The organism is Bifidobacterium biavatii DSM 23969, from assembly GCF_000741165.1.
GTDB lineage: Bacteria > Actinomycetota > Actinomycetes > Actinomycetales > Bifidobacteriaceae > Bifidobacterium > Bifidobacterium biavatii.
In genome coordinates this window covers 65,434-81,037 of record NZ_JGYN01000009.1, presented here as the reverse complement: position 1 = coordinate 81,037, position 15,604 = coordinate 65,434, and the positions used below count along the sequence as shown (strand labels likewise).

The following is a 15,604-nucleotide window of genomic DNA, read 5'->3' as shown; positions in this document are numbered from 1 at the left end:
CCCGTTCGGCTGCGCGTTCGCGGCCGGAGTCGCCGGCGTCGGATCCGGCGCCCCGTACACGTACGGATTGTATCCGGCCGGATACTGGCTGGCCATGGCACCGTATTCCGGCTGTTGGTACTGCCCGTACTGCGGCGCGCCGTTCGACGCCGCTCCGGCGGTCTGGCCTTCGGCCTGCTGATCGCCGTTCGTGTTCTGGGAATCGGTCATAGTCTCCATCCTTGCATGGTCGTCATATCAATAATGGGGCTTTCCCCTTGCGGCGGAAAGCCCCATCTCACATCGTGCGGCTGCGCTCCGCGCGATCAGGCGCGCAGCTGGGCGCCGAGTTCGGCGGCCTTGTCCACGATCGCCTTGCGGATTGCTTCGCTGTCCTCAGCCGTGAGCGTGCGGTCGGGCGCACGGAATACGACGGCGAACGCGAGCGACTTGAGTCCCTCGCCGATCTGGTCGCCGGTGAACACGTCGAACAGTTCGATCGATTCGAGCGCGTCGCCCGCGGCCTCGCGGATCACGTTCTCCAGCTGGTCGGCGCTGACCGTGTCGGCCACGGTGAACGCGAGATCCTGCTTGACCGGCGGGAACGTGGAGATCGGCTTGGCCTGGACCGGCTTGCCGTCGAGCGTGGCGAACAGCGCGTCGAGATCCAGTTCGAACGCGGCCGAGTGGGCCGGGAAGCCGAGTGCCTCGTTGACGTGCGGGTGCAGTTCGCCGACCATGCCGACGAACGCGTCGCCGGCCATGACGCGGGCCGCGCGACCCGGATGCCACTGGGCGGGCACGTCGGCGGCGGCCGGCTGGTCGAGCGTCAGGTTCGCGCCGAGCAGCTTGGAGATGCGGCGCACCGCCTCGACGGCGTCGCTCCAGTCGACCGGACGCTTGTCGCCGAGCCAGCCGCTGTTTTCGGCCAGTCCGGTGAAGATGCCGGCGACGTGCATCGGCTGCTTGGGCAGACCGGCGTCGAGCGCGGCGAGCTGCTCGTCGGTCGGCTTGACGCCACCCGGCAGGGCCGGAATGGCCGGCGCGTTCGGATCCCACAGGTAGACGTGGCCGATCTCGTACAGGCTGATGTTCTCGAGGCCGCGGCGCAGGTTGAGCTGCACAGTGCCGGCGAGGGTCGGCAGGATGTCGCGGCGCAGGAACGGACGGTTGCCGGCCAGCGGGTTGGCGACCTCGACGCTCACGCGCTTGATCTCGTCCGCGTCGTAGCTGAATTCCTTGTATTCCTCGTCGCCGATGAACGGGTAGCTGAGCGCTTCGACCATGCCGTATTCGGCCAGCTCGTTGGCGATCTGGCGGCGGTGGCGCTGTTCGGAGGTCAGGCCGACCGCACCGTTGACTGGTGCCGGCGGCACGGTGACCGGGATCTCGTCGTAGCCGACGAGTCGGGCCACTTCCTCGACCAAGTCGCACGGCTCGTTCAGATCCGGGCGCCAGCTCGGCGCGGTCACGGAGAATTCGCCGTTGCCGCCGCCGGCCACGCGGCAGCCGATGTCGGTGAGAATGTCGCTGATGCGGTTCACGTCAAGGTTCAGGCCGGCCACGCGCGCGACCTCGCTCGCCTTGAAGTGGATCGGACGGCGGAAGACGACGTTGTTCACGTCGGCCGGATGTTCGCTCGGCTCGCCGTCGCCGTAGCGGGACAGCAGGTCGGCGGCCATCTGCGCGGCGGCCGGCTGCAGCTGCGTGTCGACTCCGCGTTCGAAGCGACGGGACGCTTCGGACGGGATCTTGTGGCGGCGTGCGGAACGCGCGACCGTCACCTGGTCGAAGTGCGCGGCCTCGAGCAGGATGTTCTTGGTGTCGGCGGTGACTTCGCCGTACAGGCCGCCCATCACGCCGGCGAGGCCGAGGATGCGCGAGCCGCGTTCGCCGTTCGGCGAGTCGGTGATGAGCAGGTCCTCGGTGCTCAGATCGTGGTTCTTGCCGTCGAGCGTGGTCAGCTTCTCACCTTCGCGGGCGCGGCGCACGACGATCGGGCCTTCGATCTTGTCCATGTCGTAGGCGTGCATCGGCTGGCCGAGGTCGAGCATCACGTAGTTGGTGACGTCCACGGCGAGCGAGATGGAACGCATGCCGGCGCGCACGAGACGGCGGCGCATCCAGTTCGGCGTGTGCGCGTTCGGGTTGAAGCCGCGCACGGCGCGCGCGTAGTAGCGGTCGCAGCCGGGCACGCCGTGGATCGGGTTGCTGTCGTCGACGATCACTTCGATGTCGGGCTTGACGTTCGGGTCGCCGGTCGCGGCCGGGGCCTTCTCGCCGTACTCGATCGCCGGGTCGACGAACGTCGCGCCGGTCGAATGATGGTATTCGCGCGCGACGCCGCGGTAGGAGAACGCGTAGCCGCGGTCCGGCGTGATGTTGATCTCAAGCAGCGGCTGGTCGAGGTGCAGCAGGTGCATCGCGTCGTCGCCGGGCTTGAGCGCGTCGTATTCGGCCGGGGTGAAGCCGTAGTTGCGCAGCAGGATGATGCCGTCGTGGTTGTCGCCGAGGCCGAGCTCGCGTTCGGACGCGCACATGCCGTTGGAGATGTGGCCGTAGGTCTTGCGCGGCTCGATCTTGAAGTCGCCGGGCAGCACGGCACCAGGCAGGGTCACGACGACCTTTTCGCCGGCCTTCATGTTGGGCGCGCCACAGATGATGCCGCGCGGCACCTTGTTGCCGTTTTCGTCGGTTTCGTTCCATTCGGGGCCGCAGTCGACGTGGCACCAGTTGATGATCTTGCCATTCTTCTGCGGTTCCGGCGTGGCATCCACCACGTAGCCGACGACGATCGGGCCGGTCACCTGGGAGGCGTGGATCTCCTCCTCCTCGAGGCCGACGCGCACGAGGTCCTTGGCGAGCTGCTCATAGGTGAGGTCCGCGGGAACCTCGACATGGTCCTTGAGCCAATCGATATCGATCATGGGCATGGGCTATCTCACTCCCCCATCACAAACTGTTCGCTGAATCGCACGTCGCCTTCGACCAGGTCGTGCATGTCGTTGATGTCGTGGCGCAGCAGCAGCGTGCGCTCGATGCCGACGCCGAACGCGAAGCCGGTGTACACGTCCGGGTCGATGCCGGCGGACTTGAGCACGTTCGGGTTGACCATGCCGCAGCCGCCCCATTCGAGCCAGCCTGCGCCGCCCTTCTTGTCGGGGAACCACAGGTCGAGCTCGGCGCTCGGCTCGGTGAACGGGAAGTAGCTCGGGCGCAGGCGGGTTTTGGCCTCGGGGCCGAACATGGCGACGGCGAGCTTGTCGAGCACGCCCTTCAGGTCGGCCATGGTCAGGTGCTTGTCGACGGCGAGCGCCTCGCACTGGTGGAAGACCGGCGTGTGGGTGGCGTCGAGCTCGTCGGTGCGGAACACGCGGCCCGGGGATGCGATGTACAGCGGCACGCCGCGGGTGAGGAGCGCGCGGACCTGATCGGAGGAGGTCTGCGTGCGCACGACCATGTTGCTGCCGACGAAGCCGGCGGCGTCCTTGGCCTGGTTGCCCTTGACGTAGAACGTGTCCTGCATCTGGCGAGCCGGATGGTCGGGGCCGAAGTTGAGCGCGTCGAAGTTGTACCATTCGGTTTCCACTTCGGGGCCGGCGGAGATCTGCCAGCCCATCGAGGTGAAGAAGTCCTCGACGTCTTCGATGACCTTGGAGATCGGGTGGCGTGCGCCGAGCGGCTTGCGCTCGACGGGCAGGGTCATGTCGACGGTTTCGGCGGCGAGGGCCTTGGCTTCCTCGTCGGCCTTGACCTGTGCTTCCTTGGCGCCGAACGCGCGGCCGAAGTCGGCGCGCAGCTTGCTCATGAGCTTGCCGGCGTCCTTCTTCTGGTCGACCGGCAAGGCGCCGATGCCCTTGCTGGCGAGGGTCAGCGCCGAAATGACCTCGCTTTTGATGGATTTCAGTTCCTCCGAAGTGGAGGCGTTCTCGATTTTGGCAATGCCGTCGGTCACCGTACCGGTTACCGACTGGGCATCGAATTGCGCTTCTGCCACGAGCACCCTTTCCTTGACTTGCAAGCGTCGCATGCGTGAAAACATGCGTTTTTCAAGCGTTTTACCAACTGTCCATTCTTCCCAGACGACTCGACATAGACCGGCCGTGAGGGCTCACATCCTCCGATGCGCGGACACGTCATGCCACTGATCGTGCAGATCATGCAGACCATGCAATCCGCGGCATTCCTCCCGGATGCGAATCCCATGGGGTCGCGGCGGACCGCCCGTTCGCGTCTCACCGTGTCATGGCAAGGCTCATGAGCATCACCGCGGCGCTGGTGCCGAGGTTGAGCGATTCGGCCTTACCGTAGATCGGAATGGACACGATGCGGTCCATCTGCGCGAGGATCGCCTCGGGCAGGCCGCGCGCCTCGTTGCCGAACAGGATCGCCTCGCCGGCCGGACTTGCGCCGGCAGCCTTCGCGTCGCGGCGTTCGGCGAGCACGTCCGGCAGAGATTCGGGGCTGCGTCCGTCCGTGCCGTACACGTCGGCCGCGATCACCGTCATGCCCTGCCTGCGCGCCCAGTCGAGGAATTCGTCGGTTCCCATCGCGACGACGGGCAGGTGGAACAGCGATCCGGCGGTGGAGCGGATCACTTTCGGGTTGAACGGGTCCACGCATTCGTCGACGAGCACGACCGCGTCGCAACCGGCCGCGTCGGCCGCGCGGATCACCGTGCCGGCGTTGCCCGGGTCGCGCACCTGCCAGAACGCGGCGACGAACGGCTCGCCGTCGCCGTCATGCTTCGTCTCGTCGTATCGCAGCGCCTCGCGCATGGCGTCCATGTCGCCGACCGCGGCGATGCCCTGCGCGTCGGAGCTGATCTTCGCCATGACGTCGCGCGTCGCCTTGTGCACGTAGATGCCGTGCTGCAGCGCGCGTCCCGCGATTTTCGCGATGGTCGGATTGGCGAACGGCGAGTCCGGGTCGCTGCCGGCGGCTTCGACGTACAGGTCGCGCACGACTTCGGGCTGCCACGTGACGGCTTCGCGCACGGACTGCGGCCCCTCGATCAGGAATTTACCGTACCGTTCGCGGCTGCGGCGGTTAGCGAGATCGGATACACGACGGATGCGTTCGGCCTTCACGTTGGCCAGTACTTCTGCGGAAATCGGCATACCCGCCACCCTACCCCATCCCCGCGCCCATCGTATATCCTCGCTCGCCCCTCCTCGCGCGGCAGCATTCTCGTCCCGTCCATCTTCCCGTAAATCGTCCGTATAGTACCTTCAGCTCACACACAAGGTCACGCGATGGAATTCCGGCACCTTTTTCCATCTCGTGATCAGCCCGTTCATCACGCGATGGCACAACGCCATCGAAATACCATCTTGTGACCTTCTGTCGGTATCTTCCGAGGGTCTTGCAAGGTCACGCGATGGAAAATAAGACATTTTTGCCATTGCGAGACTGCGCACCTCTTCACGGGATGGCAGATCGCCCGCAATTTCCATCGCGTGACCTTGTTTCCACTGCTTTACACGGTCACGCGATGGAATGTGAACGTTGCGATGCCATCGCGTGCTCAGATCGGAATCACGCGATGGAAATTTGACGGGTTTTGCTATCGCATGACCTTTGACGACCGCGTTACGAGGGGTCACGGGTTGGGATATCACCCGGAACTGCCATCGCGTGACCCGAGACGTGAAAATATGGAACGTCCCGCGGGCCGGGATGGGCTCGCGGGACGTTCTCCTATGGATGGTACGGGTCGGTATTACTTGACGGCGAGGTAGCCGATACCTTCGTCGTTCCAGCCGCGATGGGCGAGCACGGACTGCTCCGCCTTGCTCACGGTGAACAGGTGGTCGCCGTTCTTCGCGTTGTACAGGCGGTATACGTCGTTCGACCCGTCCTTGTCCTCCGGGGCAAGGAACGCGACGCCCTCATACTTCCAGCCAGCCTTCACGAGCGCCGCCTGCTCGGCCTTGCTCGTGGTGAACATGTGCTTGCCGCCCGAACGGTAATAGCGCTTCACCTCAACACCGGTCTTCTTGGCGGCCTTGAAGCCCACACCCTCATAGTTCCAGCCGCTGGCCGACAACGCATCGCGCTCCACCGAGTTCGCCGTGTAGAAATGCTCGCCGGTATGCGGATTGTACAGGCGATACACGTCCTGCGGCTCCACCGCCTCCGGCGTCGGGGTCGGCGTCGGCTCGGGTTCCGGAGACGGCTCCGGATCAGGATCCGGGGTCGGGGTGGGCGTCGGATCCGGCGTGGACGGCGTCAGCTCGTCGACCTTCTTCTGCGCCTCCTCTTCGGCCTTCACCGCGATCTTCAACTCGGCCTCGGCCTGAGCGACCGCCTCGGACACCTTCTTCGCGACCAGGTCGTCCAATGCCTTCTGCGCGGTCTGCTGGCCCTGCTTCGCGGCCTCCAGCTTCGCGTTCGCCTCATCCAACGCCTTCTTCAGATTCAGCACGTCCTCGCTGCCCGAAGCCGTCACCAAATCCTGCCAAGCCTTATCAGCCTGCTGCCATGCCGTCTTCTTCGCATCCGCATCAGCCTGCAGCGCCTGCTGCTCCTTGGTGAGTTCTGCGAGCTCGTTGTAGGAGGACACGTAGGCGGATTCGGCGGCGGAAGCGGACTGCTTGGCGGCCGCTGCGGCAGTGGAGGCCTTGTCGGAGGCGGACTTTGCCTCGTCTGCGGCCTTGCGCTTGGCGGACAGCGTCTCCACGGTCTTGGCGGCATCGGAAGAAGCCTTCGCGGCCTCGTCGGAGGCGGACTTCGCGGTTTCGGCTGCAGCGGACGCCTTGTCTGAAGACTCCTGCGCGGCCTTCTGCGAAGCGGTCAGCGTGGCGATCTCTCCCTGCTTGGCGGTGACCGTGGCGTCGGCCTTCTTGCTGGTTTCGGCGGCCTTGTTCGCAGCGGCTTCCAGCTTGTCGACCTCGGCCTTGGTCGGGATCTCGACTCCTTCGCCCAGCGACTTGGATGCCTCATCGTACGCGTCCTGAGCGGTCTTGACCGCCGCATCCGCGTCGCTCTTCGCCTTGACCGCGTTGTCGTACGCCGTGGTCTTGGCCTGCTGGTCGGCCTGTGCGTCGGTCAACGCCTTGTCGGCATCCGCGACGGCCTGCTGCACCTTCGCGTAGTTGGCGTCCGCAGTGGTCTTGGCTGCGGCGGCGTCGGCCTTGTCGCTGGCCAGCTGATTCACATAAGCCGTAAGACGTTGCTCATACTGATCCGGCGTGTACTTCGCATCGTTATTCGGCTTGACGAAATCCGGATACCCGTAATACTGGGTTCCGCTGAACAACTGTTCAACGGTGGTACCGTACCATGTCGAAGTCTCGACGGTGCTGATACCGGCACCGGATAAAGAGTAAATGAGCTCCCCCTGCTGCATTGGCACCGTCGACAGGCCATTGACGATGTTGGTGTAATGCCCCGTTGCGCAGCTGTTTCCGTTCGCTGCAACAGGCTGGCAATTCTCTCCCATGTCATATGCGACTTTTTCTTCGTCATACCAACCATGGAAAGCAGTGCTCACAGGCTCCGGCGCCACGGGATATCCACCGCTCGCCGCCAAGTTTTCCCCTGTGTTGTCGAACTGTTCAGAATGAGGGCTGACATACGGCTGGGTCCGATTCTGGTTATAGATATGCGAACCGTAGTTGGCGTTCGCCTGTCCCATGGCCATCAACGTGTCCGTGATCTGCAGTTCGCTCAGACCCACCGACTTGCGCAGTTCGTTGGCCTTGCGTACGACCTCGATCGACTGCTGGAAATGTTCGAGGCTGGTTGCAGATTCGGCCTTGCCGATGTATGGGAGCACCCACTCCTTGATCAGTTCCGGCTTCTTGGATTTGGACGGATCGGTCAGCACTGCGGCAGCATCGGTCGCCCCAACCGCCTTGAAGAAGCCGAGCGAACCTTCCTGCTCCTGCTGATCGAGCTCGGCGACCTTGACGGCGGCCTCATCCGCGGCTTTCTTGGTGCTTGCCTCGGCCTTGTCGGCGGCAACCTTCTTGGCGGCCGCCGTCTTTGCGGCCTCATCGGCAGCGTTCTTGGCCTGCTCGGCAGTGGTCACCGCTGCGGCGGCCTTGGTTTGCTTGTCCTTGGCTGCGTCGAGCTTGTCCTTGAGTGCGGTGATGTTGTACAGGCCCAGCGCCTTCTGGTACTTGGCCTGCGCATCGGCGGCATCGGCGGCCGCGCTCTTGGCGGCGGACTGCAGTGCGGGCAGCTCATCCTGTGCCTTCTTCAGCGCGGCGACCGCATTGTCGGCGGACTGCTTCTTGGCGTCGGCGTCCTGCTTGGCGGTCTCGTACGCCTTGAGCTTGACCTGCGCGTCGGCGGCGAGCTTGTCGGCATTCTGCTTGGCTGCGGCGATCTGCTCGGCGCTGGCACCGGCCTTGGTCGCCTCTGCTTCGGCGGCATCGTACGCGGCCTTCTTTGCGTCGGCGTCGGCCTGCGCGGTCTTGTATGCGGTGGCAGCGGCATCATACGCGGCCTTGAGCTGATCCGTGTCCTTGGTCTTGGCCTCGACCGCCTTGCCCTTCGCATCAGCAAGCGCCTGCGCCGCATCGTACGCGGTCTTCGCGTCGGTCGCAGCCTTCTGCGCGGCGGCGAGCTGCTGCGGGTCGATGCCCAGCTCCTTGATCTTCGCGTCGTACGCCTTCTGTGCGTCCGCAACCGCGGTCTCGGCCGACTGCTGCTCGGCCTCGGCCTTGGCGAGCGCGTCGGACGAGGCCTTCACGTCGGCGTCATCCTTGAAATCGCCGGCGGTCAGCTTCTTCGCGGCATCCAGCGCGGCCTGCTTCTCGGCGACCGTCTTCTTCGCGGCGGCGAGCGCGGCCTGAGCCTGCGCCAGATCGTCGCCGGCTTCGGCCACGGCGGTCACCGCTGGAGTCGGGTTCGTTTCGGCGGCGATCGCGCCCGGCGTCATCGTGGCGACCGCGACGAGCGCGGCGATGCCTGCGGTGGCGGCCTTCAGTGTGACGGTGGGATCGGCGTTGCGAGTGACGCCGGAATAATGCTGCGCAACAACCATGCGCGGACCTTTCCTCGAACTCTTCGTGTCTTCTTGAGCACGCGGCGGCCTCCACGCACAAGCACAAACATGCGCACACGCTCATGCTGAACAGCATGCAGGACCCCGCCGCTCAAGCAATTCTCATCCTACCCCCTTTCTCTCCGTATGGCGGAATCCGTCCCATTTCCGGACCGTTCATGTCGACGAGCCTATGCCGCGTCCGAACAACAAGCGTGGGCATAGACGGGACAGTACGAGAGCCCGGAAGCCCTCTCACTGTCCTGTCTATGCCCACATAATCCCTTGAAATGTGCAGTCTATGCCCACGCCTGGCCGCGCATCACCGCCTCCGCAGCGGCGCCAGTTCGAACACCTCGTCGCTGGCGGCCGCCACTTCGGGCGAATGGGTGACGATGATCACGCACACGCCCTGCTCATGGGCGAGCGTACGGAAGATCGACATAATGTCCTCCTGCGTGCCCATGTCGAGGTTGCCGGTCGGCTCGTCGGCCACGATCACGGACGGCCCGTAGCTGAGCGCCCGCGCGATCGCCACGCGCTGCTGTTCGCCGCCGGACAGGTGCAGGATGCGCTCGTTCGCATACTCGGCCGGCAGGTGCACCTGTTCGAGCAGGCCCACCGCGAGCTCCTTCTTCGGCTTGTCGAACTTCTTGCCGGAGGCGTCCATGGACAGCATGATGTTCTCCGCCACCGTCAGCTGCGGCAGCAGGTTGAAGCTCTGGAAGATCACGCCGATGTCGTGGCTGCGGTAGTCGTAGCGGTCCTGCTTGGCGAGGTCCTTGCCGTTGTACAGCACCTTGCCTTCGGTCGGGTTGGCGAGGCCGGAGATGAGCGAGAGCATGGTGGTCTTGCCAGCGCCGGACGGGCCGGTGATGGAGTGCACTTCGCCGGTACGGAAGGCGTGCGTGATGTTCTTGAGCACCTTCTTGCCGCCCTTGGTGTACGAGTAGCTTACGTTGTCAAGTTCGAGGATTGGCTTTGCGGCGGTTGTTGCGGTTGTTTCAGTCATGATGACAGTCCCTTACTGATGAATGCGAGTGCGGAATATACGCGCGGGATGATGGTCACGAACGGTCGGCGAGGATCTGCAGCGGCTCGTAGCGCATGACGAACACGACGGCGACGAGCGCGGCGACGAGCGTGAGCCCGAGCCCGATGGCGAGCAGCTGGCCGACGATCTTGAGGTTGACGGTCGCGTTGACGTTGGAGACGTAGCTGACGGCCTGTCCCATCATGCCGCCGGGGCCGTTCGGCCGGCCGGCGTTGTTCGTGCCGGACGCGTTCGCGTTGGACGAGCTGCCGGACGTCGACGAGCTGGACGATGAGTCGGACGAGGAGGAATCAGCCGAAGACGACGCGTTGGACGAGTCGGAGGAAGCCGAGTCCGACGTTCCCTGCGCGCCCGGTCCCTGCATGTCGCGGCCGAACTGCGCGTTCTGGCTGGACGCCTGCGACTCCTGCTGCGCGACCTGCGCGGCGAGCAGCTGGTTCGACACCGGCACGGACGCAACCGCACCGCCCGCAGCGCCGAGCGCGAGGCCGATCATCGTGACGACGAGCAGCTCGAATGTGAACTGCGCGGCCACCTTGACCTTCTTCACGCCGATCGCGGTGAGCACGCCCACCTCGTACTTGCGTTCGCGCACGTTGCATAGGGTGATGACGACGAGCACGACCGCGCCGACGCCGAGCACAATGAGCAGCAGGGTGAGCGCGAACTGGGCGAGGTTGTTGAGCGGCACGAGGCTGGACTCGTACTGTTCGACGTCCGCGGACGAGACCGTGTAGTCGTCGCTCAGGCCGGCCTTGGCGACGTCGGAAACGAACGTCTCGTAGTCGTCCTTGCTGGAGAACACATACGTGTAGTTGAGCTGCGCGGCCGCGGTTTCGGTGGTGTTGCCGCTCGAATCGGTCGTTTCGGTCGTCGAGTCGGCGTCGAGGCCGAGCGATTTCAGCGTGGAGACGGACGTGTAGATCGCGTTGGCCGGGTCGGATGCGGTGGAGCGCATCGGGCCGCCCATCTGGTTAGACGATTCGGTGCTGTTTTCGTAGATGCCGACGATGGTGAGCTTGTACGTGGTGTCGCTGTCGCTCGCGTTTTCGACGGTGATCGTGTCGCCGACGGACAGGTTGTTGAAGTCGGCGAGTTCCTTGGAGATGATGACGTCGCCGTCCGAATCGGAGTCGTAGCCGAACACTTCGCCGTCGCTCATGGTGAACGTGCCGTTTTCGGCGTTGGACACGGCTTCGTCGGAGGAGAAGCCGACGAGCGAGAAGTCACCGGTGGTCATGGTCATGCCGCCCATACCGCCGCCCATGTCGCCACCGCCCTGGCCGCCGGGCTGCTGGCCGTCGCCGCCGTTCGCGTCGGACTTGGACGAATCGGAGGAACTGGACGAACTGGACGACGAATCGGAAGAGGAGGAAGAAGAGCTGGAGTCAGACGAGGACGACGAGCTGGACGTCGAGTCCTCGACCGGCTGGAAGTCGTCGGTCGCGGCCAGCGACGCGGTTTCCGTGTAGTACGTGGATTTGACCGCGCTGGACGCCTTGGCGTACTTCTGGTAGTCGGCGAGCGTGAGCTGCTTGTCGCTCATCGCCTCGCGCATCGCGTCGAAGTCGGGCTTGGAGTCGGATGACGAAGACGACGAGGACGACGAAGATGAATCAGACGAATTCGAAGAGTCCGAAGACGAGGAAGAATCGGAGGACGAGGACGATTCGCGCAGCTCGCTGATCGCCTTGCTGCGGTCGAAGCTGATCTGCGCGGTGATGGTCGTGTTTTCGAGTCCGGTTTCGCGCGCGGTCACGGCCGCCTGCCGGATCGCGAGGCCGATGGTGGCGGCCGCCGCGATGATCGCGACGATGATGGCGATGAGGATGTTGCGCCCCTTGTTGCGTATGACGTTCCGCCATGCGTTTTTCACTACGAACATGATGGTCCTTTGGTCGGTATGCCTGTGGTTTCAACCGGACCGAACTTGGGCGGTCCGTCTACTGTGCCATGAAACCGCCGCCGCGTGGCAAACCGCTGGAACGGGACTGTGCCGTCTCTGGCCGTCCCGTCCCAGTTTTGTGACCATTTCCTGAATGTTCGCTGAAACGCCCGTTCCCTAGTTGCCGCCGAGGAACGCGAACGTGCCGGCGAGACCGGCGCACACGAGCGCCACGACCGGAATGGCGAGGCACACGGCTAGGAACACCCAGTCGCGCGCGTGGGTTTCGCTCACGCGCGCGTGGCTGCGCGGCCCGTCGCCGCCGAATCCTCGCGCCTCCATGGCCGTGGCCAGCGTGGTGGAGCGTCGGATGGACAGCACGAGCAGCGCGAACGCCTGCGGGAAGAACGCCTTGAACTTGTTGTCGTCGCCGAGTCCGCGCGAACGGCGGGACGCGGTGAGCGCCGACCAGTCGTCCTGCAGCACGGAGAAGAGCCGCATGCCGGCGAGTCCGCCGTATACGAACCGGTCGGGCAGCCGCAGTTTCTGGCTGAACGCGTCGGCCAGGTCGGTCGCGTCGATGCCGAGCACCGTGATGATCGTGGGGATGCCGATGGCGAGGATGCGCACGGCGGTGGCCAGCGCGAGTTCCGCGGACCGGTCGGTGACGTGGATCATGCCCCACTGCCACCAGGTGGCGCCGCCCGATTTGCCGTACAGCAGCACGGCGAGCGCCGATCCGGGCGCGCCGATCCATACCGGCCATGTTGATTTGACGATGCGCCATGGCGTGAAGCCCACGGCCATGAGGATCACGGCTTCGAGGCCGAGCGCCACCGACGCGGACACCCAGTCGAGGCTGAGCAGCAGCGGCAGCGAGGCGAGCATGGCGCCGATGAGCCGGAACGCCGGATTCATCGAGGCGATGACCTTCGACCGGCTGGACGGCTTGGGTGCTTCGGTACGCTCGTTGACCGCGCTGACCGGCACGACCTGCGGGGTTCCGGCGGGAACGCCGTTCGCGCCCGCAGCGCCGCGCGTCTTCCACTCCCCCGCCGTGTCGGCCGGCACGAGTTCGACGAGCCGCGCGCCGAGCGCGGTCACGAGCTCCCGGTCGTGCGTGACGACGATGATGCTCACGCCGTCGCCGCGCAGGCTGTGGATGAGCGTGACGATCTGCATCCACGTGCGCCGGTCCTGTCCGAACGTGGGTTCGTCCAGAATCAGCACGCGCGGTGCGGCGGCTAGGGACGCTGCGACGGTGAGGCGCCGCTTTTCTCCGCCGGAGAGCGTGTACGGGTTCGCCTTCGCGTATTGGATGAGGTTGAAGCGGGTGAGCAGTTCGCGCGCTCGGCGTTCCGCTTCCTCTTCGTCGCAGCCGGTGCGCAGCGGCCCGAGCATGACTTCCTCGAGCACGCTGCCGCGCGCGAACTGGTGTTCGGGGTTTTGGAACACGTAGGAGATGCGCGACGCAAGTTCGGTGGATTTCCATGCGAACGGGTCGTCGCCGTCCGCGCCCGCGGCGAGTTCTGCCGACGCGCGCACACGCCCGGACACCGGTTCGAGCAGGCCGGCGAGCGTGAGCGACAGCGTGGATTTGCCGGCGCCGTTCATGCCGACGAGCGCGGTGATCTGCCCGGACGAGAACGCGAGGTCGATGTGTTCGGCGATGGGCTTGCCGGCGCGGCCGATGGCGAGGTCGTCGGTGGTGAGCACGACCTGTCCGTTGCCGGTGCGCGCCGAATACGCGGGTTCGTCGGCGGTGTGGATGCGCGTGATCTCATCGCCGGGCCGGCGGTATTTCGCCGGCACCCAGATGCCGAGTTCGGCGAAGTCGAGGTCGGGATTGCGGAACACGTCGTCGGGCGTGCCGTCGGCGACGACCACGGTGCGGCGGAAGCCGCTGCGGTCGACTTCGTCCTCGTCGCCGGTCTGCGCGACGCGCGCCCGCTGCATGTCGTCGGTTTCGAGCCCGAGCACAACAACGCGGTCGATCATGTCGATCCACGGGCCGGCGCGGTGTTCGACGAGCACCATGGTCGAATGGTAGCGGTCGAGCACGCCGCGCACCGCGTCGACGATCTGTTCGACGCCGTTCGGGTCGAGGTTGGCGGTGGGCTCGTCGAGCAGGAGCACGCCGGGGCGCATGGCGAGCGCGCCGGCGAGCGCGAGACGCTGCATTTGCCCGCCGCTCAGATGCATGACGGACCGGTGCAGCTGCACGCCGGTCATACCGACGGCGTCGAGGCTGCGCGCGACGCGCTGCCAGGTTTCGTCGCGCGGCACGTTGAGATTTTCGGGGCCAAACGCGACGTTGTCGCCGAGCCGTTGGAAGATCGCCTGCGCGTCGGGGTCCTGCAGGACGAGGCCGACGCGGCCGTGGGCCTGCTGCACGGGAGTTCCGTCGATGAGCACGCGGCCTTCGGTGACGCCGCCGTCGGCGTCGAGCTGGCTGGTGGTGCCATCGTCCGCGGTGACGGTTTGGCTGTCTCCGCCAAGCAGTCCGGCCGCGCCTTCGAGAATGGTCGATTTGCCGATGCCGGATGCGCCGAGCAGGAGCACGCGCTGCCCGGCTTCGATGGTGAGGCTGAGTCCGCGCACGGCAAAGTGCTTGCGTGAGGCGTGGCGGTATCCCCAGTTGTCGAAGGTGAGCGTGGCGTTGTCTGCGGCGGTGTCGCGCGATGGCGCGTTCGTGTGGTTCGGGTTCGGTGCGGTGGTGTTCGGCACGGCTGTCCTCGGTTGGATTGATGTGCGGTGTGATGTGCGGGATACGAAAAAACGGCCGTCCGCGCGGCCGGACGCCGATGATGCCGATTGGCGTGGCGTGTTCCGGTCGCGCGGGCGGCGCGTTAGCGATGCGTCATGGTGCGATGCGATGCGCGGCTGCTGAGCGGATGCGCGTCTGTCGCGAATCAGTTGCGCACTTCGCGGCCGGACGCGAACTTGTCGAGCGCTCCGGTCTTAGCGATGGCGATGTACAGGTACCAGACGATCACGCCGGCGAATACGAGGCCGGACAGCAGCGTGGTGATCAGGTAGACGACGCCGTAGGAGCCGGTGAAGCTGATGGCCTGCAGGTTGGTGAAGAAGGAGTAGCCCCAGCAACCGAGCGCGGAGAGCACGCCGGAGAGCAGCGTGGTCTGCAGGTTCCACTTGCGGTAGGCGAACACGGCGAAGCCGAGTTCGGCGAACAGGCCCTGCACGAGCGCGATGTACAGCGTGGAGATGCCCCAGATGTTGCCGAGCAGCGCTTCGAGCACGGCGGCGACGACTTCCGCGTACAGGCCGGCGCCCGGCTTGCGCACGATGATGGAGGCGAGCGGGCCGGCGAACAGCCACAGGCCGTTGATGATGCCCGGCAGGCCGGGGACGGCCGCGTCGAGCACGCTCCACGGCGTGTAGGTGAGCGTGGCGACCAGCCAGTAGACGAGCGAGCTGGCCACGCCGATCACGGACGCGACGGCAATGTCGACGACGCGCCACTTGAAGTTCACGTTCTGGGTTGCAGCAGTCATGATGTGCCTTTCTCTCTTTCGCGCGCCGCTGTTCGGCGCGTCTTCAAGGCACGGGAGGAAGAGCGACGTCCGTGCGCCGGCATTACCCGGATTCACGTTCAATCGGTCGGGAAGAAACCCCTCTCAGCCCCGGCGTGTGCGCTGTGCGCCGGCCGCGGCCCCCGTGTCAACGCTCC

General features: G+C 65.5%; 9 protein-coding genes and 1 pseudogene. All 10 read right to left on the bottom strand.

The window, feature by feature from the left end; all coding sequences use genetic code 11:
• Positions 1–210, bottom strand: a pseudogene (locus BBIA_RS04610) (hypothetical protein); the annotation flags it as partial.
• A gap of 95 nt (positions 211–305) precedes the next feature.
• Positions 306–2,912 (bottom strand): phenylalanine--tRNA ligase subunit beta, encoded by a 2,607-nt coding sequence (gene pheT, locus BBIA_RS04605; RefSeq protein ID WP_033493188.1) that lies wholly within the window; start codon positions 2,910–2,912, stop codon positions 306–308.
• An 8-nt stretch (positions 2,913–2,920) separates the two neighbouring features.
• Positions 2,921–4,009 (bottom strand): phenylalanine--tRNA ligase subunit alpha, encoded by a 1,089-nt coding sequence (gene pheS / locus BBIA_RS04600; protein WP_051923780.1) that lies wholly within the window; start codon positions 4,007–4,009, stop codon positions 2,921–2,923.
• A 205-nt stretch (positions 4,010–4,214) separates the two neighbouring features.
• On the bottom strand, positions 4,215–5,099 hold the full coding sequence (locus tag BBIA_RS04595) for a TrmH family RNA methyltransferase (protein WP_033493186.1): 885 nt from the start codon (positions 5,097–5,099) through the stop codon (positions 4,215–4,217).
• 111 nt (positions 5,100–5,210) lie between these two features.
• Positions 5,211–5,435, bottom strand: a complete 225-nt coding sequence (locus tag BBIA_RS14145; RefSeq protein WP_152600507.1) for a hypothetical protein — start codon at positions 5,433–5,435, stop codon at positions 5,211–5,213.
• A gap of 266 nt (positions 5,436–5,701) precedes the next feature.
• On the bottom strand, positions 5,702–8,974 hold the full coding sequence (locus BBIA_RS04590; RefSeq protein ID WP_033493184.1) for a CAP domain-containing protein: 3,273 nt from the start codon (positions 8,972–8,974) through the stop codon (positions 5,702–5,704).
• Positions 8,975–9,296: 322 nt separating this feature from the next.
• Positions 9,297–9,986 carry an ABC transporter ATP-binding protein gene (locus tag BBIA_RS04585; protein ID WP_033493182.1) on the bottom strand — a complete coding sequence of 230 codons (690 nt, stop codon included), beginning with the start codon at positions 9,984–9,986 and terminating at the stop codon, positions 9,297–9,299.
• A gap of 55 nt (positions 9,987–10,041) precedes the next feature.
• On the bottom strand, positions 10,042–11,913 hold the full coding sequence (locus tag BBIA_RS04580) for an FtsX-like permease family protein (RefSeq protein ID WP_033493180.1): 1,872 nt from the start codon (positions 11,911–11,913) through the stop codon (positions 10,042–10,044).
• Positions 11,914–12,090: 177 nt separating this feature from the next.
• Complete coding sequence (locus tag BBIA_RS04575) at positions 12,091–14,640, bottom strand: ATP-binding cassette domain-containing protein (RefSeq protein ID WP_081892013.1); 2,550 nt, start codon at positions 14,638–14,640, stop codon at positions 12,091–12,093.
• A 185-nt stretch (positions 14,641–14,825) separates the two neighbouring features.
• Positions 14,826–15,428 carry an ECF transporter S component gene (locus BBIA_RS04570; protein WP_035138045.1) on the bottom strand — a complete coding sequence of 201 codons (603 nt, stop codon included), beginning with the start codon at positions 15,426–15,428 and terminating at the stop codon, positions 14,826–14,828.
• Positions 15,429–15,604: the final 176 nt, after the last annotated feature.

What these genes read in the sequence shown, in the direction of transcription:
- BBIA_RS04590 (WP_033493184.1), bottom strand. Translation starts at nt 8,974, where the DNA reads ATGGTTGTTGCGCAGCATTATTCCGGCGTCACTCGCAACGCCGATCCC.
- BBIA_RS04580 (WP_033493180.1), bottom strand. Translation starts at nt 11,913, where the DNA reads ATGTTCGTAGTGAAAAACGCATGGCGGAACGTCATACGCAACAAGGGG.
- BBIA_RS04595 (WP_033493186.1), bottom strand. Translation starts at nt 5,099, where the DNA reads ATGCCGATTTCCGCAGAAGTACTGGCCAACGTGAAGGCCGAACGCATC.
- pheS (WP_051923780.1), bottom strand. Translation starts at nt 4,009, where the DNA reads ATGCGACGCTTGCAAGTCAAGGAAAGGGTGCTCGTGGCAGAAGCGCAA.
- pheT (WP_033493188.1), bottom strand. Translation starts at nt 2,912, where the DNA reads ATGCCCATGATCGATATCGATTGGCTCAAGGACCATGTCGAGGTTCCC.
- BBIA_RS04570 (WP_035138045.1), bottom strand. Translation starts at nt 15,428, where the DNA reads ATGACTGCTGCAACCCAGAACGTGAACTTCAAGTGGCGCGTCGTCGAC.
- BBIA_RS14145 (WP_152600507.1), bottom strand. Translation starts at nt 5,435, where the DNA reads ATGGAAATTGCGGGCGATCTGCCATCCCGTGAAGAGGTGCGCAGTCTC.
- BBIA_RS04585 (WP_033493182.1), bottom strand. Translation starts at nt 9,986, where the DNA reads ATGACTGAAACAACCGCAACAACCGCCGCAAAGCCAATCCTCGAACTT.